This is a genomic window from Methylomonas sp. HYX-M1 (genome assembly GCF_040741385.1).
GTDB classification, from domain to species: domain Bacteria; phylum Pseudomonadota; class Gammaproteobacteria; order Methylococcales; family Methylomonadaceae; genus Methylomonas; species Methylomonas rhizoryzae.
Genome location: NZ_CP160405.1, coordinates 1,663,246 through 1,678,644, shown reverse-complemented (window position 1 = coordinate 1,678,644; position 15,399 = coordinate 1,663,246). Strand labels below are relative to the sequence as shown.

Here is a 15,399-nt window from a genome sequence, read left to right as displayed (position 1 = left end):
TCCGGTCAGTTGGCAATTTCTTTCCACCACCAGGCGCGCAGCACCGGGGAGATGAAACGGAAGCGATTGTGCTGGTCGCGGGCCAGATAGCCGTCGTGTTGCAGGATGTTCAACAAACGGGAGACTTCGTCGATGACATCGTGTTGTACCGCCAAATTGCAGGCTTCGCCGTAATCGATACCCAGGCGCTCCGGGTCGGCCGCCGAGCTAAGCAGCGTTTTGCAGAAACGATATTCCTGTTTAGTGAGCGCTTGCGGCTTTAGCCGGTTGTGCCAGTGCTCGAAATTGTGGCGATGGCCGATCATGGCTTGAAAGGCCTCGTCGATATGTTGTTCCGCCAGCGGCGATGCCTGAAGCTCGTCGACCAGTAAACTGATGTAAAACGGCGCCAGCCAATCGATACGATCCAGCAAGGTTTCCAACCAGGCATCGCTGGCTTGTAGCGATTTTTTATCCAGTAAACACTTTAGATAATCCCGAGCCTCGTCGCGGCGGAACGGGCGCATTTTGATTTCGCGCAGGTCGTTGATGTGTTTGGTAAACCCCATGCCCTCCACGACGTTTTGCAAACCGATGGAACCCGCATAAAGAAACTGGATTTTGCTTTTGTACCGGGGTTCTTGCCGCAGCTCGCGCTGAGTAGTCAACAATTTTCTGACTTGCTGATCGCCCTCGTTCGCTCGAACGTTCTCCAAGGCTTGCGGAAATTCGTCCAGCATCAATACGATGGGCCGGCCCGGTTCAAGATGTTCCAGTAATCGGCAAAACTCGGCGTGATAATCCAGCGCCTTGGCATCGCCGAACCTGACGCTTTTACCCACCTCTTGCACGTTGATCGTTTTGAAGCGGCTACTGATTTGCCATCCCAAGGCGTCCCAACGATTCAAAAAACTTTGATCGACCAAATGAGAAAGCAACTTTCGATAGAACTCGTCGACGGTATCCGCCGATTCCACGATCACGTAAGTCGGAAGAAAAGCCTCCGGCGCATTGGCTTCCAGATATTGCATTAACTGGGTTTTGCCGATGCGGCGATGACCGCTGAGAATGACGTTTTCACTTGCAAGCAAACGCTCGGTCAGCACTTGCAACACATCGGTTAGAGGTTGGTATTGAGGCACGACAGACTCCCGGCAAAACTTTTACTGCCATGTTATTAAGCAATAAATTTTTTGTCAAAATACTTGGCAAAAAATTTATTGCTTAATGTTCGTGCCTCCAGCTTAGAAACCCGTCTTGTAACTGCCCGCCCACATCCTTGCCCTTCCCCGCCTGGCCGCGCAGCGCAGCGCAGTCTATCCAACTGGCGTTTGAAACCGTGGCGGAAAGCCGGCATACACCAAGACAGGATAAAATATTCGTACACCCGACTGTAGGAAATAAGCCGTCAATACCCTCAAGCGGAGTTTGACAACCTTTGCTCTTCGCTCTTTGTGTCACGTCACATGCTAGCGCCGTTGTACGGCCCAACTTGCTAAAAGTCGATTAGCGGTCGGCAATTTGGCAAACTTCATCTAATTTTATGGGAGGTAGGCGCAACAGTGCGGTTAGCCGGAAAGCTTGGGCCGGTTCGGTGGCAAGTAGACTATCGAAGTCCGGTGTTAGCGGCTAGGCCGACGTTGCCGGCGGTTTGTTCCGACGACATAGATTTGGGGAAATGAATGAACGCAGCATCGTTAGTTAAACAAGTCGACAACGTGTTTTCGTTGCCTGATATCGTGATCAGGGTCAATCAACTGCTGATGGCGCCGGAGCCGGATTTTGCCGAGCTGGAAGCCACGATATTACACGATCCCGGCCTGACCGCTGCCATATTGAAAATGGTCAATAGCGCGCTATATAGTTTTCCGAGCAAAATCGACACCTTGTCCAGGGCGATTTCCATCATCGGGCTGAACGATCTGAAAGCCATCGTCATCGGCACTTCGGTTACTCAGCAATTCAAGGATATTGCCTCCGAATTGGTGAATATGGATATTTTCTGGAACCACAGCGTGGTGCGGGCGATATTGGCCAAAGATTTGGCGGTGCGCTTAAAGTTAGGGAATACGGAACGGTTTTTTATTGCCGGCTTATTGAGCTGTCTGGGCAAGTTGATTTTGTACAGCCGTTTTCCGGCCGAGTCGGCCAAGGTAATAGGCAGCGGCGAATTGGACGAAATGGCGCTGGCCAAAGCCGAACAAGCCGAATTCGGTTTCGATTACTGCGAAGTCAGCGCCGAGCTATTGAAAGTCTGGCAATTACCGGCCGACATCTGGGAATTGATTGCCTACCAGCTAAAACCCATGGACTGCGCGGAGAGACAGACCGACGCTTGCGTGATGCACGTCGCGCTGGCGGTTTCCAGCACGATTCAACCTTCGGTCGGACACGAAATCTGCGATATTCGTACCCGCATCGCGGCACAGGATTTTTTGCCGGGGGTTTTGGAACGTTTAGAACTTAGCGTCGAGGAAATCGCCGACGTCGCCGACGAAGCGATGTTCCAATCCTTGGACGTAATTTCCATTTTGCGCCCGCAAAGCATGAGCATTTACTAAGCGCTACGCATTTGCCGTAGCGGCTTCACGTTGGTGGCGCCGGCGTTGCCGTCTTGTAAGAGTTGTAAAAAATGTTGCAGAAAGCCCGGCAAATACAGCGGTTTCAAATAGGCGATTTTGGTTTGCGAGCGCGGGATGAGCGACGATAAATCCACGCGCAGTAAATCGCCGTCCAGCGCGCTTTCGTATGAAGTACCGGCAATGATGCCCACTCCTGCGCCTTGCCGAACATAGGTTTTGATCACGTCGGAATCGGCCGCCGACAGTACCGCATTAAACTGCAAGCCCGCTTGTTGAAAGGCTTTGGCGATGTTGCTGTAACCCGTATAGCCCGGCGAGTAAGTCAAGAGCGGGTGAGATGCCAGGTTTTGCAGGCTGACCGCTTGCTCCGCGAACGGGTGACCGTGCGGTACCACGGCGATATGGTGCCATTCGTAACAAGGCACTACCGCCAACTGTTCGTCTTCGTCCAGTTTTTCGGTGCATATCGCGATATCCGCCTCGTGCTGGTGCAGCAAGTCGACGATTTGATGCGGCGACGCTTGTACCATGTAAATTCGGATGTGCGGAAATTGCTGGCGAAAACAGCGGATAGGGCCGGGTAGAAAATATTTGGCCTGAGTATGAGTAGTGGCGATGCGCAATTCGCCGTCTCTGTGATTTTTGTATTCCCTGGCGATGCTCAGAATATTGCGTTTAGCCAGTTCGATCGCCTCGATTTGCGCCAGCACCCGTTCGCCCAGCCGAGTGAAGCCGACGATTTTCTTGCCGGTTCGGTGTAGCAAAGGATTACCCAGTTCGTCTTCCAACAACTGAATTTGTCGGCTGGCGGCCGATTGCACGATATTCAATTTGTCGCCGGCTTTGGACAAGTTGAAAGCGGTGGCTTGCAATACCCGCAGCAATTCCAATTGGCTAAAGTTCATGGTTCGCGTTCCCGTGTGCGCTGCTGATCGGATAAAGTGCTAGGCAAACCAACGCGCTTGCTTGATGCGCAGTTTGACCGGCTGGCCTTTTTGCAAGTTAAGGGTTTTAAATTGCTCGTCCGCCACCTCGGCGTACAGCGTGGCATTTGGGTCGCTAGGGTCTTCCCGTTGCAATTCCAGGCGGATGAAGCCGCCCAAATGCTGCCAGTCCTTAACCCGGATCGGCGAATGGTCCGCTTTGTTGACTTCGATATGGTGCGGACGCACATGGGCGACGTTGCCCTGTTTGTCGCCTACAGCCAGGTCTATGTTTTGCAACCACGGCGCATCGTCCCGGCCGAAGTGCAGTACGTTGGTATGACCGATGAAGCGCGAGACGAAATCGCTGTGCGGGTGGTCGTAAATTTCGCCGGGGCTGCCTTTTTGCTCGATTTTGCCGTGGTTCAACACCACGATTTGGCTGGCGACTTCCATGGCTTCTTCCTGATCGTGGGTTACGAAAATGCTGGTGACGTTCAGTTCCTGATGCAAATGCCGCAACCACAGCCGCAAGTCTTTGCGCACGCTGGCGTCCAATGCGCCGAACGGTTCGTCCAGCAACAATACGGAGGGTTCCACGGCCAAGGCGCGGGCCAGGGCTATCCTTTGCCGCTGGCCGCCGGACAGTTGCTCCGGAAACCGGTCGTGCAGCCAATCCAATTGCACCAACTGCAATAAGGCGTGCACTTTGTCTCTGATTTGCGCTTCGCTGGGGCGCAATTTGCGCGGCTTGACCCTTAAGCCGAAGGCGATGTTGTCGAACACCGTCATGTGCCGGAACAAGGCGTAATGTTGAAATACGAAACCTATTCGGCGTTCTTTGACCGGTTGTGCGGTGACATTGTCGCCGAGCAAGTAGATTTCGCCCCGGTCGGCGGTTTCCAGACCGGCGATGATGCGCAACAGCGTGGTTTTTCCGCAGCCGGACGGGCCCAACAAGGCCACCAGTTCCCCTTCCGGGATATCCAGGCTGATGTCGTGCAACGCGTTGAAAGCGCCGAATTGTTTGCTGATGTGTTTTAAACGTATGCTCATGGCGAAGTTCTCGTGGGATGCGTTAATCGGGTAGACGGCCGGCGCGTAAAGCCTTCAAGGTTTTGCGTTGCCGCCATTCCAGCGCGGTTTTGGCCAGCAGCGTCAGTACGGCCAGGCTGGCCAGCACCGAAGCGCCGGCGAAGGCGCCGACGAATTGGTATTCGTTGTAGCTGACTTCAACGTGCAGCGGCAGGGTGTTGGTCAAACCGCGAATGTGACCGGAAACCACCGAGACCGCGCCGAATTCGCCCATCGCTCGGGCATTGCACAGCAACACGCCGTACAGCAAGCCCCATTTGACGTTGGGCAAGGTGACTTTGAAAAACATTTGCCAAGCGCTGGCGCCCAACGACAAGGCGGCTTCCTCTTCTTCGTGGCCGATTTCCTGCATCAACGGAATCAATTCGCGGGCCACGAACGGAAAGGTCACGAACAGCGTGGCCAGCACGATGCCGGGCACCGCGAAAATGATTTTGATGTCGTGCGCGGACAGCCACGGGCCCAGCCAGCCTTGGGCGCCGAATACCAGCACGTAAATCAGGCCGGCGATGACCGGCGAAACCGAAAACGGCAAATCGATCAGGGTCAGCAACAGGCTTTTGCCGCGAAATTCGAAGCGGGCGATGGCCCAGGCCGCGCAAATGCCGAACCAGGCGGTCAACGGCACGGCAATAGCTGCCGTTAACAGGGTCAGACGTATTGCGGCCAACGTGTCCGGCTGGCCGAGACTGTCCGCGTAGGCCGACCAGCCTTTGGCGAAAGCTTCCAATAGCACCGCGGCCAACGGCAGGATCAAAAACAGGCCGATCACGCCCAAGGTAACGGCGATCAAGACATAACGCAGCCAGGCGGGATCGGCGGTTTGCGCGCTGCGGCGATTGAAATAGGCAGTCGAAGTACTCACGTTGGTTTCTCCTTACAATTGCCCGCCGCGGCGGCGTACCCACCACTGCAGGCTGTTAACCAAAAGCAGCAACAAAAACGACAGTAACAACATCGTCAAACCGATTGCGGTGGCGCCGGCATAGTCGTACTGTTCCAGTTTGGTAATGATCAACAGCGGCACGATTTCCGACACGTACGGCATGTTGCCGGCAATGAAAATCACCGAGCCGTATTCGCCGACACCGCGGGCGAATGCTAACGCGAAGCCGGTGATGGCCGACGGCAGCACGTTGGGGAAAATCACTTTCAAAAAGGTTTGCAAGCGGCCGGCGCCCAAGCTGGCAGCGGCTTCCTCCATTGCGCTGTCGAACTCCTGCAACACCGGTTCTACGGTGCGCACCACGAACGGCAGGCCGATGAAAATCAGCGCCACGACTATCCCCAAGGGTTTATAAGCCACGTGTATGCCGAAGGCTTGCAGCAACCAGCTGCCTATCCAGCCTTTGGGCTCGTACAGCGTCGCCAATACGATGCCGGCGACCGCGGTCGGCAGCGCGAACGGCAGATCTATCAACGCGTCGAACAGCTTCTTGCCGGGGAAGGGATAACGCACCAGGGTCCAGGCAATGCAGAATCCCAGCGCGGCGGCGACGGCGGCGGCCAGCAGCGAGGCGCCGAAGCTGACCTGAAACGAAGCCAGTACCCGCTTATTGGTCAGTAGCGCCCAATATTGGTCCGGGCTGAGTTGCAAGGATTTCAGCAGCAAGGCGCTCAGCGGTATCAGCACGATCAGGGTCAGATACAGCAGGGTGAAACCCAGTGCCGGTTTGAATCCGGGCATGATGTAGCTTTGAGGCATAACGTTCCTAGAGTCGAGTTGGGGGCAACAACTTGTCCGCTTAAAGGGTTTACTATGAAAGTTATGGGGGGAACGACAGATAGCCGCGATTCGCAAGGCCATCATCGCGACTAGACGTCGCTCCTACCAACTCCCTTTCATTTGCCGGGGCGATTGCCAGGCCTTCATGATCGTTAAGGCGTATAAATTTGATCGAAGCTACCGCCGTCGTCGAAATGCTCGGCTTGAGCTTTGACCCAACCGCCGAATTGGCCGTCCACCGTGATCAGTTCCAGCTTGGCGAAGCGCGCCAGATCGGCGGCCTCCGCATGTTCCGGCAAGGCCGGGCGGTAAAAGTGCTTGGCTACCAATTTTTGTCCTATCGGCGTGTACAGATAATTCAGATAAGCCTCGGCCAAGTCGCGGGTGCCGTTTTTGTCGACGATTTTGTCGACTATGGCGACCGGAGTTTCCGCCTTGATGCTCAGCGGCGGGACTACCGGTTCGAATTCCGCCGCACCGTATTCCTTCAGCGCCAAAAAGGCTTCGTTTTCCCAGGTGATCAACACGTCGCCGATACCGCGCTGGATAAAGGTCGTGGTCGAGCCGCGCGCGCCGGAATCCAGTACCGGCACGTTTTTAAACAGCTTTTTGACAAAGTCCTTAGCCGCTTCTTTGCCGCCGTAACGTTTTTCCGCAAAGGCCCATGCGGCCAAGTAGTTGTAACGGGCGCCGCCGGAGGTTTTAGGGTTGGGGGTAATCACCGATACCCCGTCTTTCGCCAGATCGTCCCAATCTTTGATTTGTTTGGGATTGCCTTTGCGGACCAAAAACACGATGGTCGAGGTATAAGGCACACTGTGGTTGGGCAGGCGATTTTGCCAGTCTTTGGGCAGCAAGCCGGCCTTGGCGGAGATTTGGTCGATGTCATACGACAAGGCCAGGGTTACCACGTCGGCCTCCAAACCGTCGATCACGGCGCGGGTTTGTTTGCCGCCGCCGCCGTGCGATTGTTGCACTTCGATGTCTTCGCCGGTTTTGCTTTTCCAATGTTGAATGAATTCCTTGTTGAAGGCTTGGTAAAGTTCCCGGGTCGGATCGTAGGAGACGTTGAGTAAAGTCCGGTCCGCGCCGGCACTGCCGCTGCCGGCAAATAGCGCCAATGCCAATAGCAGTGGCTTGAGAGGATGATGCGCTGTCATGTCGATTTCCTGAATTAAGTAAGGTTGTACGTATCGTAGCCAGAGTTTTTATTGATAAAAAGCGATTTAATTAGAAATAAATATCACAAAATAAGATATAAAAAGCGTCAAGACTGCGTTCCGGCTTAGGCGGCAAGCGCCTAAGCCGAATAAGGCGGACTAGCGGTATTTGGGCTTGCCGTCGCCGAAGGCGTTGAGCGACACTTCGAAATAAAAGAAGTTGCTGGGCTCCGTGGTAAAAGGTCCGTTGGCGGAACTGCTTTCGTCTTGGGATAGAGTGAAATCCCCCGGGGTAAAGCGGGCGTAGCTCAAACTCCAGTCCACGTAAGCGTTAAGTTTGTGACGCAGGCGGATGTCGAACTCGTGGCCCAGAAAACTGCCGCTTTTACCGGTCACGTCGCGCAGATTCGCGCGGTTCCAGGCTTCGGTCTCGCTGGCCAGGAAATAGGCGTTATAGCCGGTGTCTATCCGCACTCCGTCGTAAGGGGCAAATTCCAAACGGGCTTTAGGCGCGTGGATGTTATCCCAGGAAAAATAATCGTTGCGCGACCAGGGTTGATTGAAGCCGTAAAACGCGTCGAAGCGTTCGTTACTTCCGCTGCTGGCAAAGCGGTTCGGGTCTTTGTCGCCGCTGCCGTAGGCGTAAAACACGCTGGCACGCGGTTTCCAGGCGTGGTCGAAGCTATACCCCAGTTCCAAGGCATAACCAATCGTGTCGTGTTGCAGCATCAACTGTTCCTTGACGCCGCTACGGGTGTAGCCGAAACGGCCGAATTGCTTGTTGATGTCGGCATCGAAATCGAAGCCGCTGTCGCCGAACAAACCGTAAACCCGCAGGCCGGGCGCGTAGATGTCCATATCGTTTTTGCGATGGAGCTTGACCGGATTGTAAGGGTCGCCGTTAACCTTACGGCCCAGAAAATACGGCTGGATGGTGACGTATTCGGACCATTGTTTCAGGCTGAGCACGGCGCCGTAAATCCAGGTGTCTTCGTCCGGCCGGTCGAAGTCGTATTTCAAACGTTCTACCGGTTGCAGCGCGAAGGTATCCAGGTCCCAGTTGTTTTGTTTCTTGCCGAAACGGATTCGGTAGCCTTCGAAATTGTTGGTGGTGTTGCGAAACTGGTTATTGCCTATCAGGCGCCGGTCCAATAGTTCCAGCGATTGGCGGCCGGCACGGATGCTGATCGGCCGGTTGGGGCCCAAGGCATTGTCGAAATACAACTCGCCGTAACCTTGGATCAATTCGAATTCGTTGATGTCGGCGTCGGTGCGTTCGTAGCGGCCGTTGTAGCTTCTGGCGTCTTCGAATTCCACCGCGAAACGCAACGGGTCCAGAATGTCCTTGACGCCCAGGTAAGCCCGAGTGCGCAGCAGCCACAGGTTATCCGGATCGGCGCGGTATTTGTCCAAGGTAGCGCCGGTGGTCGGATCGTTGCGGCGGCGCAAATCGTTTTCCCGGTATTCGTAGCGAGTACGAAAATCCAGGCCGACGTCCAGCCATTCGACGTCCCGGAATTGCTCGAACTGAGTCTTACTCAGATTGCGCACGTAACTGGGCGGGTCCGGTTCCGGCTCCAGCCGGTAAGCTTTGGTTTTACGGTAGTAATCTTCGGCGTGCGCCGATTGCGCTATTACTAAAGCGGCCAATAAGTATTTGCCGTGTCGTGAAATTAACTGCTTGTTCATTATTGTGCCTTGTCTTATTCTGGTTTCATGGAATGAATTAGGAGTAGCTGAATTCAGTTTGACTAGCGTTTTTAATCAATATCATTCAGCCTGATTTCAGTTGCTTACCGCTTGAAATATAGTTTAATTAATCTGTGTTTTTGCATAAAACGATAAATATAGATAATCAATGCGAAACCGGTGATATGCTGAATTATTATATCGATATAGTTTTCGGGCATAACAGGCGGTAAATTGAGGTGCAAAGGCCGCTAGGCCGTTGCTTAACGGAACGGCAACGGCGTCTTTGCGGCAAAAAAAATCCCGCCGTAACAGGCGGGACAAAGTGGCGGGGGCGCCTAATGCTAATGCCAATTTTGCAATTGGGTTTTCCACTGGCCGTTGGTTTGGCGGGTCAATACCGTGTCCAGCCGCCATTGGGTTTTATTCAGGGTAAATAGGTAGGGCCGGCGCTGATTTTCCCGAACCACCAGGTATTTGGCGACGACCACGTTGGATTGTTCACGGCCGCCCGTGCTGTTGAAGTGCGCGTCGGCAACGGTCATCCGAGTCTTCGCGCCTTTTGAATCCAAAAAGCCGTGCCAAAAGTTTTCCAGTTCCGGTTGGGAATCCACTACCCGGCCGCTGGGAAAAATGACCGTGGGTTTGGAAGAAGCGTACAACTCCATGATGTCCTCGCCTTGCGCGGCCTCCAGTGTTTGCGTCCAGTTGTCGGCGTGCCGCTGGGCGATTTGCTTGGCATCGTCGCTCGCGGCCGCAAGCGGAAATGCCGTTGCGCCCAGGCTGAATAAGGCGGGAAAGACCAATTTTCGCGGTATCGATGAGCTTAAATGTCGCATGTTCAACTCCGGATTCAGGTTCGAATAAGCAGGCTGTCAATGCCTTAGAGGTTTGCGTTCGGCCGACTTAAGGCTGGGCACGGCCACGCTAAAGCTGCCGAAATGGTGAGGTTCGCCGCTCATCGGCGCATGCTGGCGAGCCGGCGGTGCGGCGCGGCCGATGGCTGATGCGGACGCCGGCCTGGCCAAATGGTAGCCCTGTAATAATTGCGCGCCGGCATTGCTGGCGATGTCCAATTGGATTTCGTTTTCTATGCCGGTGATTACGCAACGGGCGCCCATCGCTTCCACCCATTCGATCAGCTTAGGCAGGGCGCGACGGAATTTGCCGTCTCGCTCGGCTTGCTTGACGACGCACGGATCGAACTTGACGAAATGCGGAGATAGGCGCCATAAGCGGTCCAACTTGGATAGCGCGTTGCCAAACTGATCGATGGCAATGCGGTATCCGCAGTCTTTATAACTGTCAATGGCGTCGCGCAAGCCTGCAGCGGTTTGCAACTCGCCGTCGTTGACTTCGATGACGACTTCCCGGGTCGGCACGGAGTGGCGATGCAACAAGGTTTCGAAGACCTTGCCGTGGGCGGAAACGCTGCTGATCAGCTTGGGGTGTACATTCAAAAACAACAAGCCGCGTTTATCCGGCAAGGTCAGATAATTCAGCATGTGCAGGGTGCGGGCTACCCGATCCAGCTTGACCAATTTGCCTTCGTTGTCCGCTATCGTGAATGCGAAGCCGGGCGACACGGCGTCGATGCCGGTCGAGGGCCTGAGCAAGGCTTCGTAGCCTATCAGCCCATCCGGGTTACCGATTTCGAAAATCGCTTGAAATTCACTACGTAATTTCAGACCGATATATCGGCTGAGTAATTCATCATCGCTGGTTTCCAGGCGAAATTCGTTTAAATTAAGGTATAAGGTTTGCTCAAGCTCGCTGGTAAGCGTTTGTAGAATATTCGCTAACATCTTTTTTCCCGTTTAATTTGAAGTTGGAACAGAGTTTATTCAAATTGGTCGGCGATGCAAAACGATATTATTAGAGATGTTTATATTAATTGGCGATAAGGCTAAGTTGCCGGCATTATTCATATATTGTGCGTGCTTTTATATCGAGTCTTGCATGACCTCGGCTTGGCAGCTCAAGCCGTATTTTCATAAATCGGAAAGCGGGCCTACGTAGCGTGGCGGTTTTTTTGCGCGTTCGGCGCGGGACAAGCCCCCCTCCGGTTTCGCTGGTTTGCGTATGTCTGGCCGTCGGCGTGAAACCCAGTGCGGCTGTGGCATTTCACCCAAGTTGCGTCGTTTGCCATAGCGACTAGCGCCTTAAGTCTGTATGTTTGCCGGCCGAGGCTGGCCGAATAAGGAATTGAGTATTGGTCCGGTTTTTGCGTTATTGATAGGGCTTTACCGCGTCCGGCTAAGTATCGGTTTACGGCGGCGCCGGTCGGTGGCTGGCTTCAGCAAGACAAGGCTTTTTCACGACGCCCCCCAACCGCATCCAATGCGACCGCCTAGGTTTGGGATTAACGACAGTGGCGTGGTGGTTCGGATAGGCTGCGCCGGCAATGTGCGCCGGATTGACGGAACGTCGTTTTTATTTTCAACATAGGAGATGGTAATGAATTTTGTATTACGCGCCGCGATTGCGGCCGCTTTGCTGGCAGCGGCTGCCGGGCCGGTCCAAGCCAATACTTTGACGATCGACGCTACCTTGTTTTTGCAGGAAGACGGCACCACCTTCGATGTCTGGAAGATTGACATGCCGGTCGCCGGCAGCTTTAGCGTGAATTTGCTGGCTTACGAGGCTTCGCAAAGCAATATTTCGACCGCCGGTTACTACACGGCCGATTTAAACGGCGACGGCGAGCTGACTTGGCTGGACCCGGATACGCATTGGTATTTGGACGACGGTTCCGCTAATCCGCTGAGCGCCGCGAATCATTTGGCCCGATGCGACGACATTGCCAACAATTGCACGGCGGTCAGCAATAGTACGCTTAGTTTGACCAGCCTGACTCAAGCGCAAGGCGCGGCGGACGGCTCGATTCACTTTCGCCGCGATCCCGCGTTCGACATTACCCTGGCGGCCGGTAGTTACCAATACGTGATTGCCGATTATCGCTTGACCGATGCGGAAGCGGCGGCCGGAATCAATGCCGGCGACAGTTTTTCCGCGCCCAACGGGTATGTCGATCCGATTCTGGATCACGGCGACTATAGAATTACTTTTAGCTCGGATACCCTGCATTTCGCGCTGAACGGCGATACCATCACCGTGTCGCAAGTGCCGTTGCCCGGCGCTGCCGGGTTGTTTGCTAGCGCTGTGTTAGGCCTGGGGCTGCGTAGTCGGCGTAAATCGATGCTTGCATAAGATCGGCAACGAGCGGTCATGAAAAGGGAGGATCGGGGACGGTTCTCCCTGTTTACGTATTCCGATCAAAACCACCACTGAGTCCAATTTCAAAACCGCCACCGGTTCCGATACAAACCCAACCGGATTTTGAATGCCTTGGATCGACCATAAGCGGACAAAGGATGCTTTTCGGTATGGTCGGAAATAGGATACAAAGCTGTACATCGCTCAATTGCTGTTTGAATAATCCTCCTTCTTCGCCCCGCGCATATGACAGCGATAAAATTCAAGGGCGCTTTCCAAATTTATCTATGCATATTGGCATTAATAGCATGTAGTTATTCGCTATAAACAGCCGGTATGGTTGAGTTTGGTCCGAACGACTCGAAGCCCCCCCCACAAGCATCTGGAGGACAACAATGAAAAACCTAATAGCTTGGCTGGCGCTACTTGCGTCTGCGCCGCTTTTGGCCGAAGGCGATCACCACGATACAAGGCATCGGGCAGGAAAAACTGGGTACGGCGAACTTTGTCGTTTCCTGTTCACCGGCAGCGCAGCTAGAATTTAACCGCGCGGTCGCGATGCTACATTCGTTTTGGTAGGACGAAGCCAAGAAAACCTTTGCTCACATCGCCGAACTCGATTCCGATTGTGTTATGGCACACTGGGGCGTTGCAATGAGCCTATACCGCCAGTTATGGGCAACACCGCCCACTTTGGCGGAATTACAACAGGACCTGAGGCGTTAATACAAGCACAAGCTTTACCGGTGAAGACCGACTGCGAACGCTAAGTGAAAAGCTTGCCAAGAAAGAACATGGTTGTTAGATTTGGCACAATGTTAACAAGGAGGTTACACAATGTCTTCGGCTTACCCTATTGTTCCACTTAAGAGTTACCGCTTCTTTTTCCAGACCATAGAGCCCGTCCGCTTACCTGATTACCCCGGCTCAGCCTGGCGCGGCGCACTAGGTCATGCACTAAAACGAACCGTCTGCGTGGTTAGAAATACGCCCTGCAGCCAGTGTTTATTAAAAAATGCCTGTGCATACAGCTATGTATTTGAAACGCCGCCGCCGGCCGATGCCGAAAAAATGCGCAAATACACTGCGGCGCCACACCCTTTTGTTTTACGTTTGCCGGAAAGCTCGTCTATCGACTCGAATTACAACCTCGATTTGATCCTGTTCGGCCATGGTCAGCGCTACTTTCCTTACTTGATTCATGCCCTACAAACAGCAGGCAAAGACGGCATAGGCGGTAAGCGCCAAGTCTTTGATCTAATCCAAATCGACGAACTTGACACGCAAGGCAATAGCCGGAGCATTTACCAAAACGGGGCTTTGTTGCCGCAACAACCTGCCCTGTCGCCGCCGGTACCGGACATGCCGGCATGCGTCGAACTGACCTTTCATAGCCCGTTGCGGATCAAGCACGAACAAAAAAACCTGACGCCAAGCGATTTCAATTTCGGTGCACTGTTCAGCACCTTGCTGCGGCGCATCTCGATGATCAGCTACTTTCATACCGACACCCCGCTGGAAACGGATTTTGCCGGACTCACCGTCCAAGCCAGACAAATCGAAATTGTCGAACAACAACTGCAATGGTACGACTGGACGCGTTATTCGTCGCGCCAGCAAACCGAAATGAATCTGGGCGGCTTGGTCGGCAGCATCAAGTTGGACACTAAAGGGCTGGACGCCTTCTGGCCCTATCTCTGGCTTGGCCAGTGGACGCATGTCGGCAAGGCCACCAGCATGGGCCTGGGGGCTTATTCAGTAAAGCCGGCAAGCTTGCCAGTTGGGGATGATGAAGCATCGATCCCTTAACATGGCCAGCGTGGGAGCGACGCACAGTCGCGATGACAGACTTTCGATTCGCGACTGTGCGTCTCTCCTACCATTCCAACGGTAACGCCACAAAAGCCCAATGAATCAAAGCATCTTGCTCGCTGTCACCGGTTTAACCCCGCAGGTCGTCACCGAAACCCTGTATGCCTTGCATCGCCAGGGTGGCGACATGCCTGTCGCCATCCACATTCTGACCACGGCGGAAGGCTGCCAACGCGCCAAACTCACCCTGATCAACGACGGCTGGCTGGCCCGATTTTATAAAGACTATGGTTTGCCGGCAGTCCGGTTTTCCGAAGAGCATATCCATATCCTGCAACATGCCAACGGCGACCCGCTCAACGACATTCGCAGCCAAGCCGACAACCAAGCCATGGCCGACGGCATCACCGAATGGATCAGAACCTTTACCGCCGATGCCGAAACCGCGCTGCACGTCTCCATCGCCGGCGGCCGCAAGACCATGGGCTTTTACGCCGGCTACGCCTTATCGCTGTATGGCCGCAGTCAGGACAAACTCAGCCACGTGCTGGTGGCGGCGGATTACGAATCGCACCCGCAATTTTATTACCCAACGCCCTATTCCCAAGTCATCTACGGTAACGACCCCAGCCGCAAACCGCTGGACACCCGGCAAGCCGAAGTCATGCTGGCCGACATCCCGTTTGTTAGATTACGTCACGGCCTCGATCAAGCCCTGTTGGACGGCAAAACCAGCTTCAGCCAGACCGTGGCCAACGCCCAACAAGCGTTAGGCCCCGCAAACCTAATCATAGATTTAGCCAAACGCATGCTGATCGCACAAGGAACCCCGGTCAAGCAGATACCCGCTGACCTAGCGTTTTACCTGTGGATACTGCAACGGCAAGCCGACGGACAACCCGCGCCGCAATGCCCCAGCGACGGCGCGCCGGAACGAGACTATGCCGCCCAGTATTTGCAGCAATACCGCCGCATCAACGGCGAACTGGGCGGCGCCGACCGTACCATAGCCGCCTTGCAAAACGGCATGAGCAAGACCTTCTTCGAGCAGCGCAAGTCGCGGATCAACAAGGCTATTAATCAAGCCTTGTCGCATGCGGCTCAGGCTTATTTGATACAGGCGGAAGGAAAGAGGCCGAGAACCCGATACTCGATAAAACTCGAGCCGGAACAGATTAGCGTAGATACCTCGTAGGAGCGACGCCAGTCGCGATTGG

General features: G+C 54.3%; 13 protein-coding genes. 4 read left to right on the top strand and 9 right to left on the bottom strand.

All coding sequences use genetic code 11. The features are described 5' to 3' along the window. Nucleotides 1–5: 5 nt before the first annotated feature. Entirely contained in the window at nt 6–1,121 is a 1,116-nt protein-coding gene (locus AB0A83_RS07760; RefSeq protein ID WP_367155937.1) for an AAA family ATPase, read from the bottom strand. A gap of 540 nt (nt 1,122–1,661) precedes the next feature. Between AB0A83_RS07760 and AB0A83_RS07755 the strand changes: the two genes are divergently transcribed. Continuing rightward, on the top strand, nt 1,662–2,540 hold the full coding sequence (locus tag AB0A83_RS07755; protein WP_367155936.1) for an HDOD domain-containing protein: 879 nt from the start codon (nt 1,662–1,664) through the stop codon (nt 2,538–2,540). Here AB0A83_RS07755 and AB0A83_RS07750 read toward each other — a convergent pair. The 8 genes from AB0A83_RS07750 to AB0A83_RS07715 all read right to left on the bottom strand — a co-directional run bounded on the left by AB0A83_RS07750 (nt 2,537) and on the right by AB0A83_RS07715 (nt 10,959). Continuing rightward, the gene (locus AB0A83_RS07750) at nt 2,537–3,466 is read right to left on the bottom strand and encodes a LysR substrate-binding domain-containing protein (RefSeq protein ID WP_367155935.1); all 930 of its coding nucleotides are present in this window, start codon (nt 3,464–3,466) and stop codon (nt 2,537–2,539) included. The two genes, AB0A83_RS07755 and AB0A83_RS07750, sit on opposite strands and share 4 nt — an antisense overlap. Nucleotides 3,467–3,505: 39 nt before the next feature. Next, a complete protein-coding gene (locus tag AB0A83_RS07745) occupies nt 3,506–4,540 on the bottom strand; it encodes a sulfate ABC transporter ATP-binding protein (protein WP_150047718.1) in 1,035 nt (344 codons plus the stop codon). 22 nt (nt 4,541–4,562) lie between these two features. Continuing rightward, complete coding sequence (gene cysW / locus AB0A83_RS07740; RefSeq protein ID WP_150047717.1) at nt 4,563–5,444, bottom strand: sulfate ABC transporter permease subunit CysW; 882 nt, start codon at nt 5,442–5,444, stop codon at nt 4,563–4,565. A gap of 12 nt (nt 5,445–5,456) precedes the next feature. After that, complete coding sequence (gene cysT / locus AB0A83_RS07735) at nt 5,457–6,284, bottom strand: sulfate ABC transporter permease subunit CysT (protein WP_150047716.1); 828 nt, start codon at nt 6,282–6,284, stop codon at nt 5,457–5,459. Between the two features lie 173 nt (nt 6,285–6,457). Beyond that, a complete protein-coding gene (locus tag AB0A83_RS07730; protein ID WP_150047715.1) occupies nt 6,458–7,465 on the bottom strand; it encodes a sulfate ABC transporter substrate-binding protein in 1,008 nt (335 codons plus the stop codon). 159 nt (nt 7,466–7,624) lie between these two features. Beyond that, nucleotides 7,625–9,154: an alginate export family protein gene (locus tag AB0A83_RS07725; RefSeq protein WP_367155934.1), complete on the bottom strand. Its 1,530-nt coding sequence runs from the start codon at nt 9,152–9,154 to the stop codon at nt 7,625–7,627. Between the two features lie 344 nt (nt 9,155–9,498). Further along, nucleotides 9,499–9,993, bottom strand: a complete 495-nt coding sequence (locus tag AB0A83_RS07720) for a hypothetical protein (RefSeq protein WP_150047713.1) — start codon at nt 9,991–9,993, stop codon at nt 9,499–9,501. 36 nt (nt 9,994–10,029) lie between these two features. Further along, nucleotides 10,030–10,959, bottom strand: a complete 930-nt coding sequence (locus tag AB0A83_RS07715) for an EAL domain-containing protein (protein WP_367155933.1) — start codon at nt 10,957–10,959, stop codon at nt 10,030–10,032. A 652-nt stretch (nt 10,960–11,611) separates the two neighbouring features. Between AB0A83_RS07715 and AB0A83_RS07710 the strand changes: the two genes are divergently transcribed. The 3 genes from AB0A83_RS07710 to csm6 all read left to right on the top strand — a co-directional run bounded on the left by AB0A83_RS07710 (nt 11,612) and on the right by csm6 (nt 15,377). Further along, complete coding sequence (locus tag AB0A83_RS07710) at nt 11,612–12,364, top strand: hypothetical protein (RefSeq protein ID WP_367155932.1); 753 nt, start codon at nt 11,612–11,614, stop codon at nt 12,362–12,364. 843 nt (nt 12,365–13,207) lie between these two features. Further along, the gene (gene cas6 / locus AB0A83_RS07705) at nt 13,208–14,179 is read left to right on the top strand and encodes a CRISPR system precrRNA processing endoribonuclease RAMP protein Cas6 (RefSeq protein WP_367155931.1); all 972 of its coding nucleotides are present in this window, start codon (nt 13,208–13,210) and stop codon (nt 14,177–14,179) included. Nucleotides 14,180–14,279: 100 nt separating this feature from the next. Beyond that, nucleotides 14,280–15,377 carry a CRISPR-associated ring nuclease Csm6 gene (csm6, locus tag AB0A83_RS07700; RefSeq protein WP_367155930.1) on the top strand — a complete coding sequence of 366 codons (1,098 nt, stop codon included), beginning with the start codon at nt 14,280–14,282 and terminating at the stop codon, nt 15,375–15,377. Nucleotides 15,378–15,399: the final 22 nt, after the last annotated feature.

Excerpts from the sequence above, each read along its gene's own strand:
- AB0A83_RS07755 (WP_367155936.1), top strand. The coding sequence starts at position 1,662 with ATGAACGCAGCATCGTTAGTTAAACAAGTCGACAACGTGTTTTCGTTG.
- AB0A83_RS07750 (WP_367155935.1), bottom strand. The coding sequence starts at position 3,466 with ATGAACTTTAGCCAATTGGAATTGCTGCGGGTATTGCAAGCCACCGCT.
- AB0A83_RS07745 (WP_150047718.1), bottom strand. The coding sequence starts at position 4,540 with ATGAGCATACGTTTAAAACACATCAGCAAACAATTCGGCGCTTTCAAC.
- cysT (WP_150047716.1), bottom strand. The coding sequence starts at position 6,284 with ATGCCTCAAAGCTACATCATGCCCGGATTCAAACCGGCACTGGGTTTC.
- AB0A83_RS07730 (WP_150047715.1), bottom strand. The coding sequence starts at position 7,465 with ATGACAGCGCATCATCCTCTCAAGCCACTGCTATTGGCATTGGCGCTA.
- AB0A83_RS07725 (WP_367155934.1), bottom strand. The coding sequence starts at position 9,154 with ATGAACAAGCAGTTAATTTCACGACACGGCAAATACTTATTGGCCGCT.
- AB0A83_RS07720 (WP_150047713.1), bottom strand. The coding sequence starts at position 9,993 with ATGCGACATTTAAGCTCATCGATACCGCGAAAATTGGTCTTTCCCGCC.
- AB0A83_RS07715 (WP_367155933.1), bottom strand. The coding sequence starts at position 10,959 with ATGTTAGCGAATATTCTACAAACGCTTACCAGCGAGCTTGAGCAAACC.
- AB0A83_RS07710 (WP_367155932.1), top strand. The coding sequence starts at position 11,612 with ATGAATTTTGTATTACGCGCCGCGATTGCGGCCGCTTTGCTGGCAGCG.
- cas6 (WP_367155931.1), top strand. The coding sequence starts at position 13,208 with ATGTCTTCGGCTTACCCTATTGTTCCACTTAAGAGTTACCGCTTCTTT.
- csm6 (WP_367155930.1), top strand. The coding sequence starts at position 14,280 with ATGAATCAAAGCATCTTGCTCGCTGTCACCGGTTTAACCCCGCAGGTC.